General features: G+C 70.2%; 14 protein-coding genes. 6 read left to right on the forward strand and 8 right to left on the reverse strand.

All coding sequences use genetic code 11. From position 1 onward, the window contains the following. Positions 1 to 10 precede the first annotated feature (10 nt). From MED01_RS32735 to MED01_RS32750, 4 genes are all read right to left on the reverse strand, one after another. Complete coding sequence (locus tag MED01_RS32735; RefSeq protein WP_030332902.1) at positions 11 to 226, reverse strand: ubiquitin-like protein Pup; 216 nt, start codon at positions 224 to 226, stop codon at positions 11 to 13. Between the two features lie 108 nt (positions 227 to 334). After that, on the reverse strand, positions 335 to 1,561 hold the full coding sequence (locus tag MED01_RS32740; protein ID WP_238672315.1) for an acyltransferase family protein: 1,227 nt from the start codon (positions 1,559 to 1,561) through the stop codon (positions 335 to 337). A 113-nt stretch (positions 1,562 to 1,674) separates the two neighbouring features. Beyond that, positions 1,675 to 3,192, reverse strand: a complete 1,518-nt coding sequence (gene dop, locus MED01_RS32745) for a depupylase/deamidase Dop (protein ID WP_357186575.1) — start codon at positions 3,190 to 3,192, stop codon at positions 1,675 to 1,677. A gap of 37 nt (positions 3,193 to 3,229) precedes the next feature. Further along, complete coding sequence (locus MED01_RS32750; RefSeq protein ID WP_238672316.1) at positions 3,230 to 4,798, reverse strand: DUF2142 domain-containing protein; 1,569 nt, start codon at positions 4,796 to 4,798, stop codon at positions 3,230 to 3,232. A 210-nt stretch (positions 4,799 to 5,008) separates the two neighbouring features. On the opposite strand from MED01_RS32750, the gene MED01_RS32755 reads away from it, so the two are divergent. After that, positions 5,009 to 5,362, forward strand: coding sequence for a GtrA family protein (locus MED01_RS32755; RefSeq protein WP_266305161.1), 354 nt, complete (start codon positions 5,009 to 5,011; stop codon positions 5,360 to 5,362). 64 nt (positions 5,363 to 5,426) lie between these two features. Here MED01_RS32755 and arc read toward each other — a convergent pair whose 3' ends face one another. Further along, positions 5,427 to 7,211, reverse strand: a complete 1,785-nt coding sequence (gene arc, locus MED01_RS32760) for a proteasome ATPase (protein ID WP_030332887.1) — start codon at positions 7,209 to 7,211, stop codon at positions 5,427 to 5,429. A 178-nt stretch (positions 7,212 to 7,389) separates the two neighbouring features. Between arc and MED01_RS32765 the strand changes: the two genes are divergently transcribed. Then, positions 7,390 to 7,683 (forward strand): ferredoxin, encoded by a 294-nt coding sequence (locus MED01_RS32765; protein WP_091408893.1) that lies wholly within the window; start codon positions 7,390 to 7,392, stop codon positions 7,681 to 7,683. 50 nt (positions 7,684 to 7,733) lie between these two features. Here the strand turns inward: MED01_RS32765 and MED01_RS32770 are convergent, their stop codons facing one another. Genes MED01_RS32770 through MED01_RS32780 form a run of 3 tightly spaced genes read right to left on the reverse strand, consistent with a single transcriptional unit; the run spans position 7,734 to position 10,442 of the window. After that, positions 7,734 to 8,306 carry a hypothetical protein gene (locus MED01_RS32770; RefSeq protein ID WP_088948107.1) on the reverse strand — a complete coding sequence of 191 codons (573 nt, stop codon included), beginning with the start codon at positions 8,304 to 8,306 and terminating at the stop codon, positions 7,734 to 7,736. A gap of 46 nt (positions 8,307 to 8,352) precedes the next feature. Then, positions 8,353 to 9,354 (reverse strand): tRNA (adenine-N1)-methyltransferase, encoded by a 1,002-nt coding sequence (locus MED01_RS32775; protein ID WP_372493778.1) that lies wholly within the window; start codon positions 9,352 to 9,354, stop codon positions 8,353 to 8,355. Beyond that, positions 9,351 to 10,442, reverse strand: a complete 1,092-nt coding sequence (locus tag MED01_RS32780; RefSeq protein ID WP_372493780.1) for a site-2 protease family protein — start codon at positions 10,440 to 10,442, stop codon at positions 9,351 to 9,353. The genes MED01_RS32775 and MED01_RS32780 overlap by 4 nt, the downstream gene beginning before the upstream one ends. A gap of 140 nt (positions 10,443 to 10,582) precedes the next feature. Between MED01_RS32780 and MED01_RS32785 the strand changes: the two genes are divergently transcribed. The 4 genes from MED01_RS32785 (at position 10,583) to MED01_RS32800 (ending at position 16,058) form a co-directional block, all read left to right on the forward strand. Continuing rightward, complete coding sequence (locus MED01_RS32785; protein WP_091408618.1) at positions 10,583 to 11,497, forward strand: RecB family exonuclease; 915 nt, start codon at positions 10,583 to 10,585, stop codon at positions 11,495 to 11,497. A gap of 196 nt (positions 11,498 to 11,693) precedes the next feature. Further along, entirely contained in the window at positions 11,694 to 12,380 is a 687-nt protein-coding gene (locus MED01_RS32790) for a response regulator (protein WP_238672318.1), read from the forward strand. 355 nt (positions 12,381 to 12,735) lie between these two features. Beyond that, positions 12,736 to 13,503, forward strand: a complete 768-nt coding sequence (locus MED01_RS32795) for an ABC transporter ATP-binding protein (protein ID WP_030332873.1) — start codon at positions 12,736 to 12,738, stop codon at positions 13,501 to 13,503. Next, positions 13,503 to 16,058: an ABC transporter permease gene (locus MED01_RS32800; RefSeq protein WP_238672319.1), complete on the forward strand. Its 2,556-nt coding sequence runs from the start codon at positions 13,503 to 13,505 to the stop codon at positions 16,056 to 16,058. Before MED01_RS32795 ends, MED01_RS32800 begins: the two co-directional genes overlap by 1 nt. Positions 16,059 to 16,068 lie beyond the last annotated feature (10 nt).

Here is a 16,068-nt window from a genome sequence, read left to right on the forward strand (position 1 = left end):
CCCTCTTTGTCTACTGACCTCCTTTCTGCACGTAGCCCCTCACGAATTCCTCTGCGTTCTCTTCGAGGACGGAGTCGATCTCGTCGAGGAGGTCGTCGACGTCCTCGGTGATCTCGGCGTGCCGCTCGGCCACCTCGGGGTTGGCCTCCGTGGTGACGTCCTCGATCTCCTCGCCCTGACGGGACTTGCCGGACTGCGACTGACCGCCGCTGTCATGAGTGGCCATGGCTGTCTCCTCCACGATCGTCTGGGATGAAATCTACCCCGCGCAGGCGACAGAAAGCCCTCACGTCCGCCGTGTTCGGGTCCGGGGCGTTCGATTGCGGCGAAGCGGTCAGCTCCGAGGAGCCGACGCGTCGGCCGGGGCCGAGGCCGGGACCGGCACCGGGACCCGCTCCGGCTCACGCTGCCCCTCCCCCGACGCCTCCACCGGTGGTGCCCCACGCCGCAGGCGGGGCGTCCAGTCCTTGAACCGCAGCGCCTGCTTCTCCACCAGATGCCAGGACAGGAACGCCAGGAAGACGGTGCAGACCATGACCACAGCGAAGTAGCCGACGAAGCCCCAGGCAGCCGCCCCCAGCCAGGCCAGCATCTGCTGCACGACGAAGGAGTAGATGTAGATGCCGTACGAGTAGTCGTTCTTCTGGCCCACGCGGTGCAGCAGCCGCGGCAACCGGACCGCGAGGTAGAGGATGGCGTATTCGTAGGCGAGCAACGCCGGGCCGAACAGGTGGCCCTCCAGGGTCTGCCAGCCGGCCACGACGATGGCGAGCACGCCGAGGACGTCGCTGATGGGCAGCTTGTCGCTGTACAGGTCCGCAACGGCCCCCACCAGGAACATGAAGCCGAACCGCAGGAACCAGATCTTGCTGAGCGCGCCGAGCAGCGGCAGCGTACCGACGGAGCCGCTGGTGAAGTACGTCGATCCGCCGAAGCGCAGCGCCTCGTACTGGTTCCAGAGCAGCAGACCGAAGACGAGAACGGCGGCCGCGAGCACCAGCCAGCGGGCACGGCGCAGCACCGCCACCACGGCCAGCGAAGCCACGATCAGGTAGCAGAAGATCTCGTAACTGAGCGTCCAGAGTGAGCCGTCGAGGACGCTCTTACGCACCAGGCCGCCGTACGGCGTGTCCCGGAAGACGTCCATGATGCCCTGCTGGCGGTAGCCGCCCCACCAGTTCGCCTGCAGGAAGTTGACCACGCCGGCCGGGTGCCGCCACAGGCCGTCCAGATTGCCGCGATCGGCGTACCAGACGATCGGGGCCACCACCAGGCCGATGAACAGCAGACACACCCAGAGGCCCGGCCAGATCCGCAGGGCACGGTGCCACAGGTAGCGGGGCAGACTGGCCCGCCGGGCGCTGCGGGTGATGAGGAAGCCGGAGATGCCGAAGAAGCCGGCCACTCCCAGGCCGGCCACGTCGACGACCTCGGTCAACGGTCGGGCGTACCCGATCACCGCGGTGTGCGCGAGGACCACCGCTACGGCGAAGCAGAGCCGCAGAAAGCCGAAACTGTTGGCACGCCCGGCGTACGCGTTCGACAGCGGTACAGCGGTCATCGCACGCAGGCCAACCTGCCGGGCTGAGGGGAGCATCGCATCACCGTGTGGGTCGACGGATCGGGGGACGGCCTAGCATGCCACACGGTGATTGCCGGTGGAGGCACCGGATCTCAGCCCCCGGTCAGTGTCTCCAGCAGGTCCTTGGCGCTGGCGCAGCGGTCGAACAGTGCCCCGACGTGCGCGCGGGTGCCCCGCTCCGGCTCCATCATCGGGACCCGGACCAACGACTCCCGACCCACGTCGAAGATCACCGAGTCCCAGCTCGCGGCGACCACTTCGGAGGCGTACTGGGCGAGACAGCGGCCGCGGAAGTAGGCCCGGGTGTCCTCCGGCGGCTCGGTCATCGCGCTGCGCGTCTCGTCGTCGGTGAGCAGCGTCTTCATCGCCCCCCGGCTGACCAGGCGGTGGTAGAGGCCCTTCTCCGGCCGGACGTCGGAATATTGCAGGTCGACGAGCTGGAGCTTGTGCGAGCCCCAGCCGAGCTTCTCCCGCTCCCGGTAGCCCTCCAGCAGCCGCAGCTTGGCCACCCAGTCCAGCTCGTCGGCGCAGAGCATCGGATCCCGGCCGAGCCGGTCCAGGACGCTCTCCCAGCGGTCGAGCACGTCGATGGTCTGCTCGTCGGCGTCGGTGCCGTACCGGTCGTCGACAAAGGACCGGACCCGCTCCAGGTACGCCCATTGCAGGTCGAGAGCAGTGAGCCGACGACCGTCGCGCAGTCGCATCCGGTGCGTCAGAGAGGGGTCGTGGCTGACGGCGCGCAGCTCGCTGACCGGGTCGGCGATGCCGAGGTCGGCGCCGAGGGCCTTCTCCTCGATCATGGTGAGGATCAGCGCGGTGGTGCCGACCTTGAGGTAGGTGGAGATCTCGGAGAGGTTGGCGTCGCCGATGATGACGTGCAGCCGGCGGTACTTGTCGGCGTCGGCGTGCGGCTCGTCCCGGGTGTTGATGATCGGCCGCTTGAGGGTGGTCTCCAGCCCCACCTCGACCTCGAAGAAGTCGGCGCGCTGGGAGATCTGGAAGCCGCTCTGGCCGCCGTCCTGGCCGATGCCGACCCGGCCGGCGCCGCAGACGATCTGCCGGGTGACGAAGAACGGAGTCAGGTACGCCACGATGTCGGCGAACGGCGTCTGCCGGCGCATCAGGTAGTTCTCGTGGGCGCCGTAGCTGGCGCCCTTGTTGTCGGTGTTGTTCTTGTAGAGGTGGATCGGCTGGGTGCCCGGGATGGTGGCGGCCCGGCGGGACGCCTCGGCCATCACCCGCTCGCCGGCCTTGTCCCAGCGCACGATGTCCCTGGGGGTGGTGACCTCGGGGGTGGAGTATTCGGGGTGAGCGTGGTCCACGTAGAGCCGTGCACCGTTGGTGAGTATCACGTTGGCCAGGCCGAGGTCTTCGTCCGCGAGAGCCTCGGCGGGGTCGTACGCGGCGCCGGAGTAGGTGAAGCCGCGAGCGTCGCGCAGCGGCGACTCCTCCTCGTAGTCCCACCGGGCCCGGCCGCCCCGGTTGAGTTCCGGGCGTGCCCCGTAGGCGTTGACCACCTGCGATGAGGTGACCATCGGGTTGGCTCCGGCCTGCCCGGGCACGGAGATGCCGTATTCGACCTCGGTGCCCATGATCCGTCTTACGCTCATCGACCTACCCGCTTCGCTCGCCCGACCCGGTCCCCCGTCAGGTCGAGCGTAGTCCGCCCTGAGCACCTGCACTCTGCAGGTGAGTGCCGGCGGGCCGGAACAGTTCGCTGGATTCGGTGTCGGAATGCTCAGCGGGCGGCGTCGGCTCGTCGGTGGCGGCGGGGCGGGTGGTCCAGACGAGCCACCCGAACAGCACCAGGCCGAGGCTGGCGCTCAGCAGCGGAATCACCGAGCCGACCACCGGATGCCAGTCGCCGGCGAGGGGGTTGAGGCTGCTCAGCCCGATGTTGGCGGGCAGGCCGTTCTGCCAGCGGACCATCGTGTACGCCAGGCAGAAGAGCTGGATCGGCAGCAGGAGCAGCACGGCGAGTCGGGTGAACGAGCGGGCCCGGGCGACCTCGAAGCCGCGTTGTTCGGCGATCCACGCGGCGTAGAGCAGGACACCGACCAGCATGGGCAGCATGTAGCGGCCCTGGGTGACGAAGCCGCTCTCGTTGACCAGGGCGATCTGCATCAGGGAGGGGACGGCCACGCCGCCGCCGAGCAGCACGAGCAGTCGCCACCGGTCGAGCGTGCTGCCCCAGACGACCCCGATGAGCAGCAGCGCTCCGGCGACGAGCTGCCAGATCAGGTACGGCGGGGCGGGCATCCGGGTGTCCAGCCAGGAGGTGACCCCGACGATCTGGTCGAGGTATCCCCGCCACCGGTCGGCCTCGCGCAGGGCCGCCTGCCCGTAGGTGAGCCGGTCGGCTGAGTAGTTGCCGAGGTCGGAGGTCTGTTGGCGGACGGACCAGGCGAGCACGGCGAGGGTCGACAGGACGATGCCACCTGCCCAGAGCTGCGCAGCCCGGTCCCGCAGCAGGCCGAGGAGGTTGCTGCGGCGCAACGGGAAGGCGAACGCGATGAAGGCGGTCGCCAGCCAGAGCGGGCCGGTCTGGCGCAGCACCGCGAGGAGCAGCGCGCTGATTCCGACGAGGACGATGAGGCCCCGCCGTGGGCCGGGTGGGCCGAGCAACAGGGGGATGACAGCGCTGAAGAAGGCGATGCCGGCGGCGATCTCCAGGCCGTTCGGGTTGACTGCGCTGGCCATGTGCACGGCCATCGGGGTGGTGACGACGAGCAGGGCGCCCATCATGAGGCCGCGGCGGGAGCGGTTGCGGATCACGACGTACGCGCAGGCGAGCAGCGCGGCGCAGCACAGGGCGCTGATCATGCGGGCGAGCAGGACGCCGGACCAGCCGGGCCAGAGCACTGTGGGTGCGCCGACGAGGGCGTAGTAGGCGGGGAAGTAACGACCGGCCCCGGTGCCGGCACGGGTCGGTGTGTCGTCGCTGCCGGGGGGCTGGGCGCAGGCCGCCGAGACTTCCTTCTTGAACTGCCAGCACTGCTCGCGGACGAGACCGCCGGGGACTGTCTGGAAGGCGCCGGTGCCCTTCTTCGCATCGGCGGGAGGGGGCGCGATCTGCCCGGCGGCGACGCCGGCCGCTCGGACGATGTGCTCGCGCTCGTCCGGGGTGCCGTCGTAGGGGGCGGCCATCGACCAGGCGAAGATGATCAGGAAGAACGCGGCGAAGGCGAGGGCCCAGTGCCGTCGGCTTGTACTCACGGTGGCTGCCGGGCTTCCGTCGGTGGCCGGCGGCGTCACTCTTCCGGGATCAGGCACGTCAACCTCGCGGCTCGCGCGGGCAGGCCCCGCTGGGTGGATGGACAGACGATAGACTCCCTCGTCGTCCTCACCGCTCCGGGTCCCCCCTTGGAGAACTCTTTGCTGTCACCTGTTGCCGATTCCGTCCGCCACCTGTCCCGACACAGTGCTGTGCGGTTTCTGGTCGTCGGAGGTCTGAGCGTTGCCGTGGACACGGGATCACTCTTCGTGTACCACGGAGTTCTCCGGATTGTCCTGCCGGTTGCGGCCGGCATGTCGTTCCTGACCTCGTTCTGGGTCAACTTCGGGCTGAACCGGGCGTGGTCGTTCGGCTCGTCCGCCCAGATGGTGCCGCAGGTGGGGCGCTACTTCGCGCTGGTCCTCGCCAACCTGACCGCCAACGTGGTCCTGGTGTCCGCGTTGACCTGGGCGGGCACGCCGTACCTGCTGGCGAAGCTGCTGGTGACGGCGTCGCTGTCGGCGGCGAACTACGTGGTGTCGAAGCGGTGGATCTTCGCTGCCTGACCGACGCTCTCACATACCCGCAGCGAGGGTGCCCACCGGATGGTGGGCACCCTCGCTGTTGGGGTCAGAGGTACTGGCCGGTGTTGCTGGCGGTCTCGATGGACCGGCCGGCCTCGGCGCCCTTGCCGCCGGAGACGAGCGTGCGGATGTAGACGATCCGCTCGCCCTTCTTGCCGGAGATGCGCGCCCAGTCGTCGGGGTTGGTGGTGTTGGGGAGATCTTCGTTTTCGCGGAACTCGTCGACGCAGGCGTCGAGCAGGTGCTGAAGGCGCAGCCCCTTGCGACCCGAGGTGAGGAACTCCTTGATGGCCATCTTCTTGCTCCGGTCGACGATGTTCTGGATCATCGCGCCGGAGTTGAAGTCCTTGAAGTAGAGGACTTCCTTGTCACCGTTGGCGTAGGTGACCTCGAGGAATCGGTTCTCCTCGGTTTCCGAGTACATCCGCAGCACCACGGCGTCGATCATCGCCGCGACTGTCGCCTGGGGGTCGGTGCCGTGTTCGGCCAGGTCGTCCGGGTGCAGGGGCAGCCCGGAGAGGATGTACTTGGAGAAGATGTCCTTGGCCGCCTCGGCGTCCGGTCGCTCGATCTTGATCTTCACGTCGAGGCGACCGGGGCGCAGGATCGCCGGGTCGATCATGTCTTCCCGGTTGGAGGCGCCGATGACGATGACGTTCTCCAGCCCCTCCACGCCGTCGATCTCGCTGAGCAACTGCGGGACGATGGTGTTCTCCACGTCGGAGGAGACACCGGAGCCGCGGGTCCGGAAGATCGAGTCCATCTCGTCGAAGAACACGATCACCGGCGTGCCCTCGCCGGCCTTCTCCCGGGCACGCTGGAAGATCAGCCGGATGTGCCGCTCGGTCTCACCGACGTACTTGTTGAGCAGCTCCGGGCCCTTGATGTTGAGGAAGAAGCTGGTGTGCTTCTCCTTGCCCTGCCGCTCGGCGATCTTCTTGGCCAGCGAGTTGGCCACCGCCTTGGCGATGAGCGTCTTGCCACAGCCGGGTGGGCCGTAGAGCAGGATGCCCTTCGGTGGGCGGAGCTGGTGCTCGCGGAACAGGTCCGCGTGCAGGAAGGGCAACTCCACCGCGTCGCGGATCTGCTCGATCTGCGACTGGAGGCCACCGATGTCGCCGTAGTCGACGTCGGGCACCTCCTCCAGGACCAGCTCCTCGACCTCGCTCTTCGGGATCCGCTCGTACGCGTACGCCGAGCGGGGCTCGATCATGAGCGAGTCGCCGGCCCGGATCGCCGAGCCGATGAGCGTCTCGGCGAGGTGCACGATGCGCTCCTCGTCGGAGTGGGAGACCACCAGCGCCCGGTCGCCCGGCCCGCCGTTCGGCCCCTCCAGGATCTCCTTGAGCATCACCACTTCGCCAACCCGCTCGTAACCGAACGCGTCGACGATGTTGAGCGCGTCGTTGAGCAGGACCTCCTGGCCGCGCCGCAGGTCACCCACGTCGAGCGAGGGCGAGACCGCGACCCGCAGTTTGCGGCCACCGGTGAAGACGTCCACCGTGCCGTCCTCGTGCTTCGCCAGGAAGACTCCGTAACCGCTCGGCGGTTGCGCGAGCCGGTCGATCTCCTCCTTGAGCGTCACGATCTGCGTGCGAGCTTCCTTGAGGGTGCTCACCAGCCGGTCGTTGTTCTCGGTCAGCCGCGCCAACTGTGCCTGGGTGGCCGCCAGCCGCTCTTCGAGCTGCCGGACGTGTCGGGGGCTTTCGGTCAACTTGCGCCGCACCAGGGCGAGTTCCTCTTGCAGGAACGCGACCTGCGTGGAGAGATCGTGGGCTTCCTTCTCCCACCGTGCGGCGCGCGAGTCCGCGTCGTCGCTACGTGCTGCCACGTCCCACCTCCCCGGGGGGCTTGAACGTTCTGCCCTAACACTAGCCGCTATGAGGCCGATTCGGTCCCACGCAACACCCTCGTCACCGAACCTTGATCGCCAAGGGTGGCCTGACGGGCCGTTACCGGCGTTCGGGTACCGTCGGAGCGTGGCACGGGAGAACATGGGGGGTGCACAGGTGGCCGAGGTCGCGACCGACGAATTGCAGGTCTGGGTCGACCAGGACCTCTGCACGGGCGACGGGCTGTGCGTGCAGTACGCGCCGGAGGTTTTCGAGTTCGACATCGACGGCCTGGCCTACGTCAAGGGCGTCGACGGTGAGCTGCGGATGGCACCGGGCAGCCGGGTCGACGTCCCCGCGCACCTGCGACTCGAGGTGATCGACTCCGCGAAGGAGTGCCCGGGCGACTGCATCCACGTGGTGCGCGGCGACGGCGTCGAGGTCGCCGGCCCGGACGCCGAGGAAGACTGACCCACCGGCCGGGCCGCGACGGCCCGGCCGGGCCCAGTTCGGGGTACGCCTCAGAGCATCGGACGGCCGACCACCGAGGCGACCAACCGCGCGAACTCCTCCAACCGGGCGATCTGCCCGGCCCCGCCGTCGTCGAGGGTCTTGCCGAAGCGCAGCGCGTCGTGCCGGGGCGTGCCGGCCATCTCCTCGGTCGGCGGCGCCTCGTCCAACGAGGTGAGCAGCAGGTAGACGTCGATGCTGTCGACCCGGATCTCGCCGCTCTCGGCACGGTTGAGCCGCCGCCGGCAGCCCACCTCGGTGACTGTGGAGACCGGCACCACCCGCAGCGACGAGGTCATCGAGCCCGGCGGGCCCTCCTCCGGCGGTACGTCCTCGCCGTGCCAGAGGATCAGCCGGCTGCCGTCGCAGACCACCACCTCCTGCCACACCCCGTTGACCTCGTTGACGAAGCGCTCCAGGGTGAAGCCGAGCACCGACGCGCCGCGCAGCACGCCGCCGAGCGCCTCCAGGGCGACGTCCGGGTCGCGCAGGTAGGCCCGCGCCGCCGACTCCAGATCCTGGTAGGGCGACCAGTCGGGAAAGACCGCGGGGAGGTCTCCACCGCCGTAGCCCGGTCGGCTCATGCCAGCGTCTCCCAGTGCTCGGCGCTGCCGACACCCAGCTCGATGGTCACGGCCTGTCCATCTCCCCCGCACCGTTGGGTTGCGCGTCCGCGGCCTGCGCGGCGGCGGCCTGTCGGGCCGCCTCCGCCGCGCGCAGGTCCTGGCGGCGCTGCGCGTACGCCTCGGTGCCCTTGCTGGGTTTGCGTCGGCGCGGCGGCGCGGTGACCCCCGGGGCCAGCTTGCGCGCGGACACCAGGAAGGCGGTGTGCGCGATCATCCGGTGGTCCGGACGGACGGCGAGGCCCTCGGCGTGCCAGTCGCGCACCAGGGACTCCCAGGCCCGCGGCTCGGTCCAGCCGCCGCGCTCGCGCAGTGCCTCCACCAGTTCGGAGAGCTGCGGTGTGGTGGCGACGTAGCCGATGAACACCCCGCCGGGCACGAGTGCCCGCTCGACCATGTCGAGGGTCTCCCAGGGGGTCAACATGTCCAGGATGATCCGGTCGAAGCCCGTCTCGCGGCACTGCGCGACGTCGCCGACGTGCAGGTTCCACGAGGGGTGCGGCCCGTTGAAGAACGCCTCGACATTGCGCTTGGCGATCTGGGCGAAGTCGTCACGCAGCTCGAACGAGTGCAGCTCACCCTCGGTGCCGACGGCGCGCAGCAGGGAGCAGCTCAGCGCGCCGGAGCCCGCGCCGGCCTCGAGGACCTTCGCGCCGGGGAAGATGTCGCCCATCGCCACGATCTGCGCCGAGTCCTTGGGGTAGATCACCTGGGCGCCGCGCGGCATGGACAGCACGTAGTCCGACAGGAGCGGCCGCAGGGCCAGGAACGCGGTGCCGCCGCCGGAGGTGGTCACCACGCTGCCGTCGGGGAGCCCGATCAGCGCGTCGTGCGCCAGGATGCCGCGGTGGGTGTGGAACTCCTTGCCGGGCTCCAGCGTCACTGTGTGCATCCGCCCCTTGGGGTCGGTCAGCTGGACCCGGTCGCCGGGCCGGAACGGCCCGCGGTGCACGGGTGTCAGCGCCGGGTTGGCGGGGTCGGCGGCGACGGTGGAGGGAGTTGCGGTCACGGTGTCATCTTCCGGTTGGGTTCGAGGAGCTGTGCCAGGTCCGCGATGTGCAGAATGCCGACGACATCTTCGCCTGACGTCACCACGTACTGTGCGCCCGGGTGGGTCTGTACGGCCTCCATCACCCGCTCGCCGTCCCACCCGACCGACAACGTGGGAAGGGTGCCCAGCGACCGGGCGACGGCGTCCACCGCCAGCCACGGTCGGCGCTCGACCGGCACGGCTTCGGCGGCGGCCGGGTCGACCAGCGCCACCGGTCGGCCGGTGGAGTCGGTGACCAGCAGCGCGGCGGCGGGCTGCCCGCTCTCGTCGCGTCGGCGCTGGGCCTCGGCCAGTGGCGTACCGGTGGCCGCCGGCCAGACCGGACGGGCCAGCCGGGCGAGGTCGATCAGCGGGAACCGGCGGCTGACCCGGGCGGCCCGGATCGACTGCCCGGCGCCACGCCAGAGGGTGACGGCGACCAGCAGCATCAGCGGCAGCGCCAGCGGCGCCAGCCGCCGCTCGACGGTGAGCAGCAGGACCAGGGCCGCGGTGCCGACGGCGACGACCCGGCCGGCCCACCCGGCGACCTCGGTGCCGAGGTGCCGGTCGCGGGTGAGACCCCACACGGCGGCGCGCAGCGCCCGGCCGCCGTCGAGTGGCAGCCCGGGCAGGCTGTTGAACACCGCCACGATGACGTTGCTGACCGCGAGCTGGAAGGCGAGCTGGTGCGCCACGGTCCCCTCGGGCAGGGCGAGCGTGGCGGCGACCGCCAGGACGCCGAGCACCGCGGAGACCGCAGGGCCGGCCAGCGAGACCAGCAGGTCGACGCGGGGCGACGGGGCGTCCCGGTCCATCTCGGTGTAACCGCCGAGCAGCTCAAGGGTGATCCCGCGCACACCGATGCCGTACCGCCGGGCGGTGAGGGCGTGGCCCAGCTCGTGCAGCAGCACCGAGCCGAGCAGCGACACGACGAACCCGAAGCCGATCAGGTAGCCGCTGAGCTGCGGCAGGTCCAGTTGTCGACGGGCGAACTCGCCGTAGAGCACCGCGATGAGCACCGCGAGCAGGACCATGGAGCCGTTGAGGTGCAGCGGCACCCCGAACACCTTGCCGACGTTCAGGCCGAGGCGTCGGTCCGGTCGGCGTGGCGGCCTGGTTGTCTGCTCCATCGCCACGATGCTACGGACCGTCGCTGGGTGGGGCGGGCGGCGGTCGGTGTCACACCGGTGCCCTAACCTTTGCCGACATGACGGCGGAATCGGTCACCACCTCCCAGCCCTCCCCCGCGGCGCAGGCGCCGCCGACGGTGCGGGCCTCGCTGTCCCCGTCGCGGGCGGCGGATTTCAAGACCTGCCCGCTGCTCTACCGGTTCCGCAGCATCGACCGGCTGCCCGAGCGCACCACCATCGAGCAGGCCCGGGGCACGTTGGTGCACGCGGTGCTGGAGCGCCTGTTCGACCTGCCGGCCACCGGCCGCACGCCGGAGGCGGCCGGTGACCTGGTGGCCCCCCAGTGGGACCGGCTGGTCACCGAGCAGCCGGAGCTGGCCGGGATCTTCGACGGCGCGGAGCCGGCCGGCCCGGTGGAGTTCCTCCGCTCCGCCGCCGGGTTGTTGCAGGGTTACTTCGCGGTGGAGGATCCGACCCGGCTGGAGCCGGCCGAACGCGAGAGCCTGATCTCCGCGGTCGTCGACGAGGAGTTGCTGATTCGCGGCTACCTCGACCGGCTCGACGTCGCGCCCGACGGCGCGCTGCGCGTGGTCGACTACAAGACCGGGGGCGCCCCGCGGGAGGCGTTCGAGGCGCGGGCGCTGTTCCAGCTGAAGTTCTACGCCCTGGTGCTGTGGCGCACCCGAGGGGTGGTGCCCCGGGTGCTGCGGCTGCTCTACCTGCGCGACGCCGAGGTGTTGGATTACACCCCGGACGCCGACGAGCTGGTCCGCTTCGAGCGCACAGTGGTGGCGCTGTGGCGGGCCATCGAGCAGGCCACCGCCCGGCAGGATTTCCGGCCCCGGCCGAGCCGGCTCTGCGACTGGTGCAGCCACCAGGCGCTCTGTCCCAGCTTCGGCGGCACCCCGCCGCCGTTCCCGGTCGCCGCGGCGAGCGCCGACCCGCTGCGTGACTCCCGGTCCACTCCGGTGGCGCCGGGCGCTGACGAGTGACGGCCTCCTGAGCGACGCGTACGGCGCGGCTGTTCGGACCGCCTGCCGCACTCCGTCGCCGCCGACCCGACCGCAACGGTGCCGCCGCGGTCGGGACAGGTCGACCGGCCGGCCTCTACGGTGATCCGCGACGTACCGGCTCCGGTACGCGAGGATGACCGGTGCGCGCCACGACGTCGGCGGGACGGGAGACGAGATGACCGATCAGGCGCCCTCGGCGCGGCCGGTGCGGATCCTGCTCGCCGACGACCAGCCGCTGCTGCGGACCGGGTTCCGGATGGTGCTGGGCGCCGAGAGCGACCTGGACGTGGTGGCGGAGGCCGGTGACGGCGTGGAGGCGGTGGAGTTGTCCCGCCGGCTGCTGCCCGACGTCGTACTGATGGACATCCGGATGCCCCGGATGGACGGGGTGGCGGCGACCCGGGCCATCGTCGACGCCCGACTGCCGGTACGGGTGCTGGTGCTCACCACCTTCGACCTGGACGAGTACGTGGTGGGCGCGTTGCGGGCCGGCGCCAGCGGATTTCTGGCCAAGGACGTGCCGGCCGAGGATCTGATCGCGGCCATCCGCACTGTCGCCGGCGGGGACGCGGTGGTGACACCTCGGATCCTGCGGCGACTGCTGGACCGCTTCGCCGAACTGCTGCCCGACCCGGCGGCGACGCCGTCGGCGACGCTCAACGCGCTCACCGACCGAGAGCGCGAGGTGCTCGTGCAGGTCGCCCGAGGGCTGTCCAACGCCGAGATCGCGACGGTCCTGTCAGTGAGCGAAACCACCATCAAGACGCACGTCGGGCATGTGCTGACCAAGCTGCGGCTACGCGACCGGGTGCAGGCGGTGGTGCTGGCGTACGAGTCGGGCCTGGTCCGCCCCCGGGCGTAGTTCCGCCGGCCCGGGTACCTCACCCGGCGTACTCGAAGATCCCTCCTTGGGGGGACGGCTGCCGTTGCCGTCGTCACCTACCGTGACCGGAGATGGCGTAGTTCGGTTGACCCTCCTGTGGCGTCAGGTGCAAGTGTCGGTGCTGCCGCCCGCCGCCGGGGTGAAAAACGGTCGACCGGCCGTCGACTCAGGGGCAACCCTGATCCGACATGGGGGTGCACCCGCAGCGGGAAATCCGCGCCAGGTCCCCCCAGGGTCGGACGGGGCGGGCGTATGCAGCACCGATGATTGAACAGTCGCGCCGGACCATCGGGGGGCGGCGTGCATTTTCGGACAGACGGAAGAGGTAGATGACGTGACCGCGACGGTAGGCCAGCAGGCGCAGGCCGCGGCCCGGGCGAACGACGTGTGGAAGGTGTACGGCAGCGGCGAGGCTCAGGTCATCGCGCTGCGGGGGGTCAGCGCGGAGTTCGAACGTGGCCGCTTCACCGCGATCATGGGCCCGTCGGGTTCCGGTAAGTCCACGCTGATGCACTGCCTGGCCGGTCTGGACTCGGTGACCCGGGGGACGGTGTCGATCGGTGAGACGACGGTCACTGGGCTGGGCGACGCGGGGCTGACGAAGCTGCGCCGCGACAAGGTGGGCTTCATCTTCCAGCAGTTCAACCTGCTGCCGACGCTGACCGCCAAGGAGAACATCCTGCTGCCGCTGTCGATCGCCGGGCGCAAGCCGGACCCGGCCTGGTACGACACGGTGATCGAGACGGTGGGTCTGAAGGACCGGCTGGACCACCGGCCGGCGCAGCTCTCCGGTGGGCAGCAGCAGCGGGTGGCGTGCGCCCGGGCGCTGGTCTCCCGCCCTGAGGTGATCTTCGCGGACGAGCCGACCGGCAACCTGGACTCGCGCTCCGGCGCGGAGGTGCTCAACTTCCTGCGTAACTCGGTTCGGGAGCACGGCCAGACCATCGTGATGGTCACCCACGACCCGACGGCCGCGGCGTACGCCGACCGGGTGGTCTTCCTCGCCGACGGCGAGATCGTCTCGGAGCTGATCGAGCCGACCGCCGAGACGGTGCTGGACACCATGAAGAAGCTGGACACTCCGGCCGAGGTGGGCAACTGATGTTCCGCGCGACGCTGAAGAGTCTGCTGGCCCGTAAGGTCCGGCTGATCCTGTCCGGCCTGGCGGTGGTGCTCGGGGTGATGTTCGTCTCCGGCGCGTTCGTGCTCACCGACACGCTGGGTCGATCCTTCGACTCGGTCTTCGCCGACGGTTTCTCCGAGATCGACGTGAACGTCGCGGCGAAGCCGAAGGTGCAGGTCAACGAGATGGAGGGCGAGCAGACCGTCGCCCCGCTGCCGGCCGCCCTGGTGGACCGGGTGAAGCAGGTGCCGGGGGCGGCCTCGGCGACCGGTGTGGTCAACGCCGACGGCGCCCGGGTGATCGGCAGTAACGGCAAGGTCGTCACCTCGTTCGGTCCGCCGCAGTTGGGCGAGAACTGGACCGGCGAGAGCGAGCTGCTGAAGCTGCGTGAGGGGCGCGCGCCGCAGGCCGAGGACGAGATCGTCATCAACAAGGCGTTGGCCACTGCCGCGAAGGTGCAGGTCGGCCAGAAGGTCGGCGTGCTGACCGCGTTCGAGTCGAAGAAGCGGGATTTCACACTGGTCGGCGTCTTCGGTTACAGCGGTGATCGGGACTCGATCGGCGGGGTCAACGAGGTCTTCTTCACCACGCCGGTGGCGCAGCGGCTGATGCTGGGCGAGCCGGACGTGTTCAGCAGCATCACCGTGCAGGCCGCCGGCGGGGTCTCGGACGAGAAGCTGCGCGACGACGTGGCCCGCACCCTGGGCGCTGACTTCGAGGTGAAGACCGGCGAGCAGGTGGCCGCGGACGCCTCGGCCAGCCTGAAGGAGGGCCTGTCCTTCTTCAACAAGATCCTGCTCGGCTTCGCCGCTGTGGCGCTGCTGGTGGGCACCTTCCTGATCCTCAACACCTTCTCGATCATCGTGGCGCAGCGGACCCGGGAGTTGGCGCTGATGCGCGCCATCGGGGCCAGCGGCCGGCAGATCATCGGTTCCGTGGTGCTGGAGGCCATCGCGGTGGGGTTGATCGCGTCGGTGCTCGGCCTCGCCGCCGGCATCGGGGTGGGCGCGCTGCTGGCGTTCCTGTTCGGCAAGCTCGCCGGTGGGCTCACCCTGGCCGGGATCGGCGTGCCGGCGGCGGCGGTGATCGGTTCGTTCGCCGTCGGTCTGGTGATCACCGTGGTGGCGGCGCTGCTGCCGGCGCTGCGGGCGTCCCGCATCCCGCCGATCGCTGCCATGCAGGACGTGGCCACCCCGGACCGACCGCTGACCAAGATCACCGTGGCCGGCTCGTTGGTCACCGGTGTCGGCGCGGTGCTGCTGTTCCTCGGGCTCAGTGGCAACGCCGGCGGTCAGACCCTGTCGACCATCCTCGGTGGGGTGCTGTTCGCCTTCATCGGGGTGGCGTTGCTGACTCCGCTGATCAGCCGGCCGGTGGTGAGCCTGCTCGGCGCGATCTTCTCCTGGTCGGTGCCGGGCCAGCTGGGCCGGCTCAACTCGGGGCGCAATCCCCGTCGTACGGCCATCACGGCCGCCGCGCTGATGGTCGGCATCGCGCTGGTCACCGGCGTCACGGTCATCCTCGACTCGGCCAAGGGCAGCATCAGCGCGCTCGCCCAGGACACCATCAAGGCCGAGCTGGTGATCGCCGGCCAGCAGGGCGGCCCGCGTCCGCCGACGTTCGACCCGGGCGTACTGGACCAGGCCAAGGCCCTGCCCGGTGTGCGGTTGGTCGACGGCGAGTACGGCGACATGGGGCGGATCGACGGCGAGGGCACCTGGGTCGCGGCGAGCAGCGACATCGCGTCGCTGCGGCAGATCTTCGGCGCGAAGCCGACCGCCGGTGACATCGACCGGCTCGGGCCGACCCAGATGCTCGCCAGCTCGGACACTGCCACGTCCCGTGGCTGGTCGGTGGGTTCCACCGTCAACGTGCAACTGACCCGGGGCGAGGCACGCACCTACACGATCAGCGGCATCTACGAGTCGTCGCAGCTGACCAACCCGGTGACGCTGCCGGTGACCGCGGCGAAGGACTTCGCCATCCCGCAGCCCATCCAGGGCTTCATCCAGCTGGACCCGGGCACCCGGGTGTCCGACGTCCAGCCGCAGGTGGAGGCGTTGCTCGCGGACAGCCCCGAGGTGTCGGTGGCCGACCGGGACGCGTTCATCAAGCAGCAGACCAGCTCGCTCGACGGGCTGCTCACGATGATCCAGATCCTGCTCGCGCTGGCCATCGTGATCGCCGTGCTGGGCATCATCAACACCCTGGCCCTGTCGGTGCTGGAGCGGACCCGCGAGTTGGGCCTGCTGCGGGCGATCGGCCTGCGCCGGTCCCAGACCATGGGCATGATCACCGTGGAGGCGGTGGTGATCTCGGTGTTCGGCGCGCTGCTCGGCGTGGTGGTGGGCACCGGCCTCGGCGCCGCTGTGGTGGAGGCCCTCAAGGACGAGGGCATCACCGACCTGATCCTGCCCTGGGGGCAGATGGGTGTCTTCCTCGGCCTCGCCGCCATCATCGGCGTGGTGGCCGCGGTGCTCCCGGCCGTGCGGGCGGCCCGGATCAACGTCCTGGGCGCCATCGCCCACGACTGATCGGCACTGC

It is taken from the genome of Micromonospora alfalfae, from assembly GCF_022230925.1.
In the GTDB taxonomy this organism is placed as follows: domain Bacteria; phylum Actinomycetota; class Actinomycetes; order Mycobacteriales; family Micromonosporaceae; genus Micromonospora; species Micromonospora alfalfae.

Excerpts from the sequence above, each read along its gene's own strand:
- MED01_RS32770 (WP_088948107.1), bottom strand. The coding sequence starts at position 8,306 with ATGAGCCGACCGGGCTACGGCGGTGGAGACCTCCCCGCGGTCTTTCCC.
- MED01_RS32790 (WP_238672318.1), top strand. The coding sequence starts at position 11,694 with ATGACCGATCAGGCGCCCTCGGCGCGGCCGGTGCGGATCCTGCTCGCC.
- dop (WP_357186575.1), bottom strand. The coding sequence starts at position 3,192 with ATGAGCGTAAGACGGATCATGGGCACCGAGGTCGAATACGGCATCTCC.
- MED01_RS32735 (WP_030332902.1), bottom strand. The coding sequence starts at position 226 with ATGGCCACTCATGACAGCGGCGGTCAGTCGCAGTCCGGCAAGTCCCGT.
- MED01_RS32740 (WP_238672315.1), bottom strand. The coding sequence starts at position 1,561 with ATGACCGCTGTACCGCTGTCGAACGCGTACGCCGGGCGTGCCAACAGT.
- MED01_RS32785 (WP_091408618.1), top strand. The coding sequence starts at position 10,583 with ATGACGGCGGAATCGGTCACCACCTCCCAGCCCTCCCCCGCGGCGCAG.
- MED01_RS32800 (WP_238672319.1), top strand. The coding sequence starts at position 13,503 with ATGTTCCGCGCGACGCTGAAGAGTCTGCTGGCCCGTAAGGTCCGGCTG.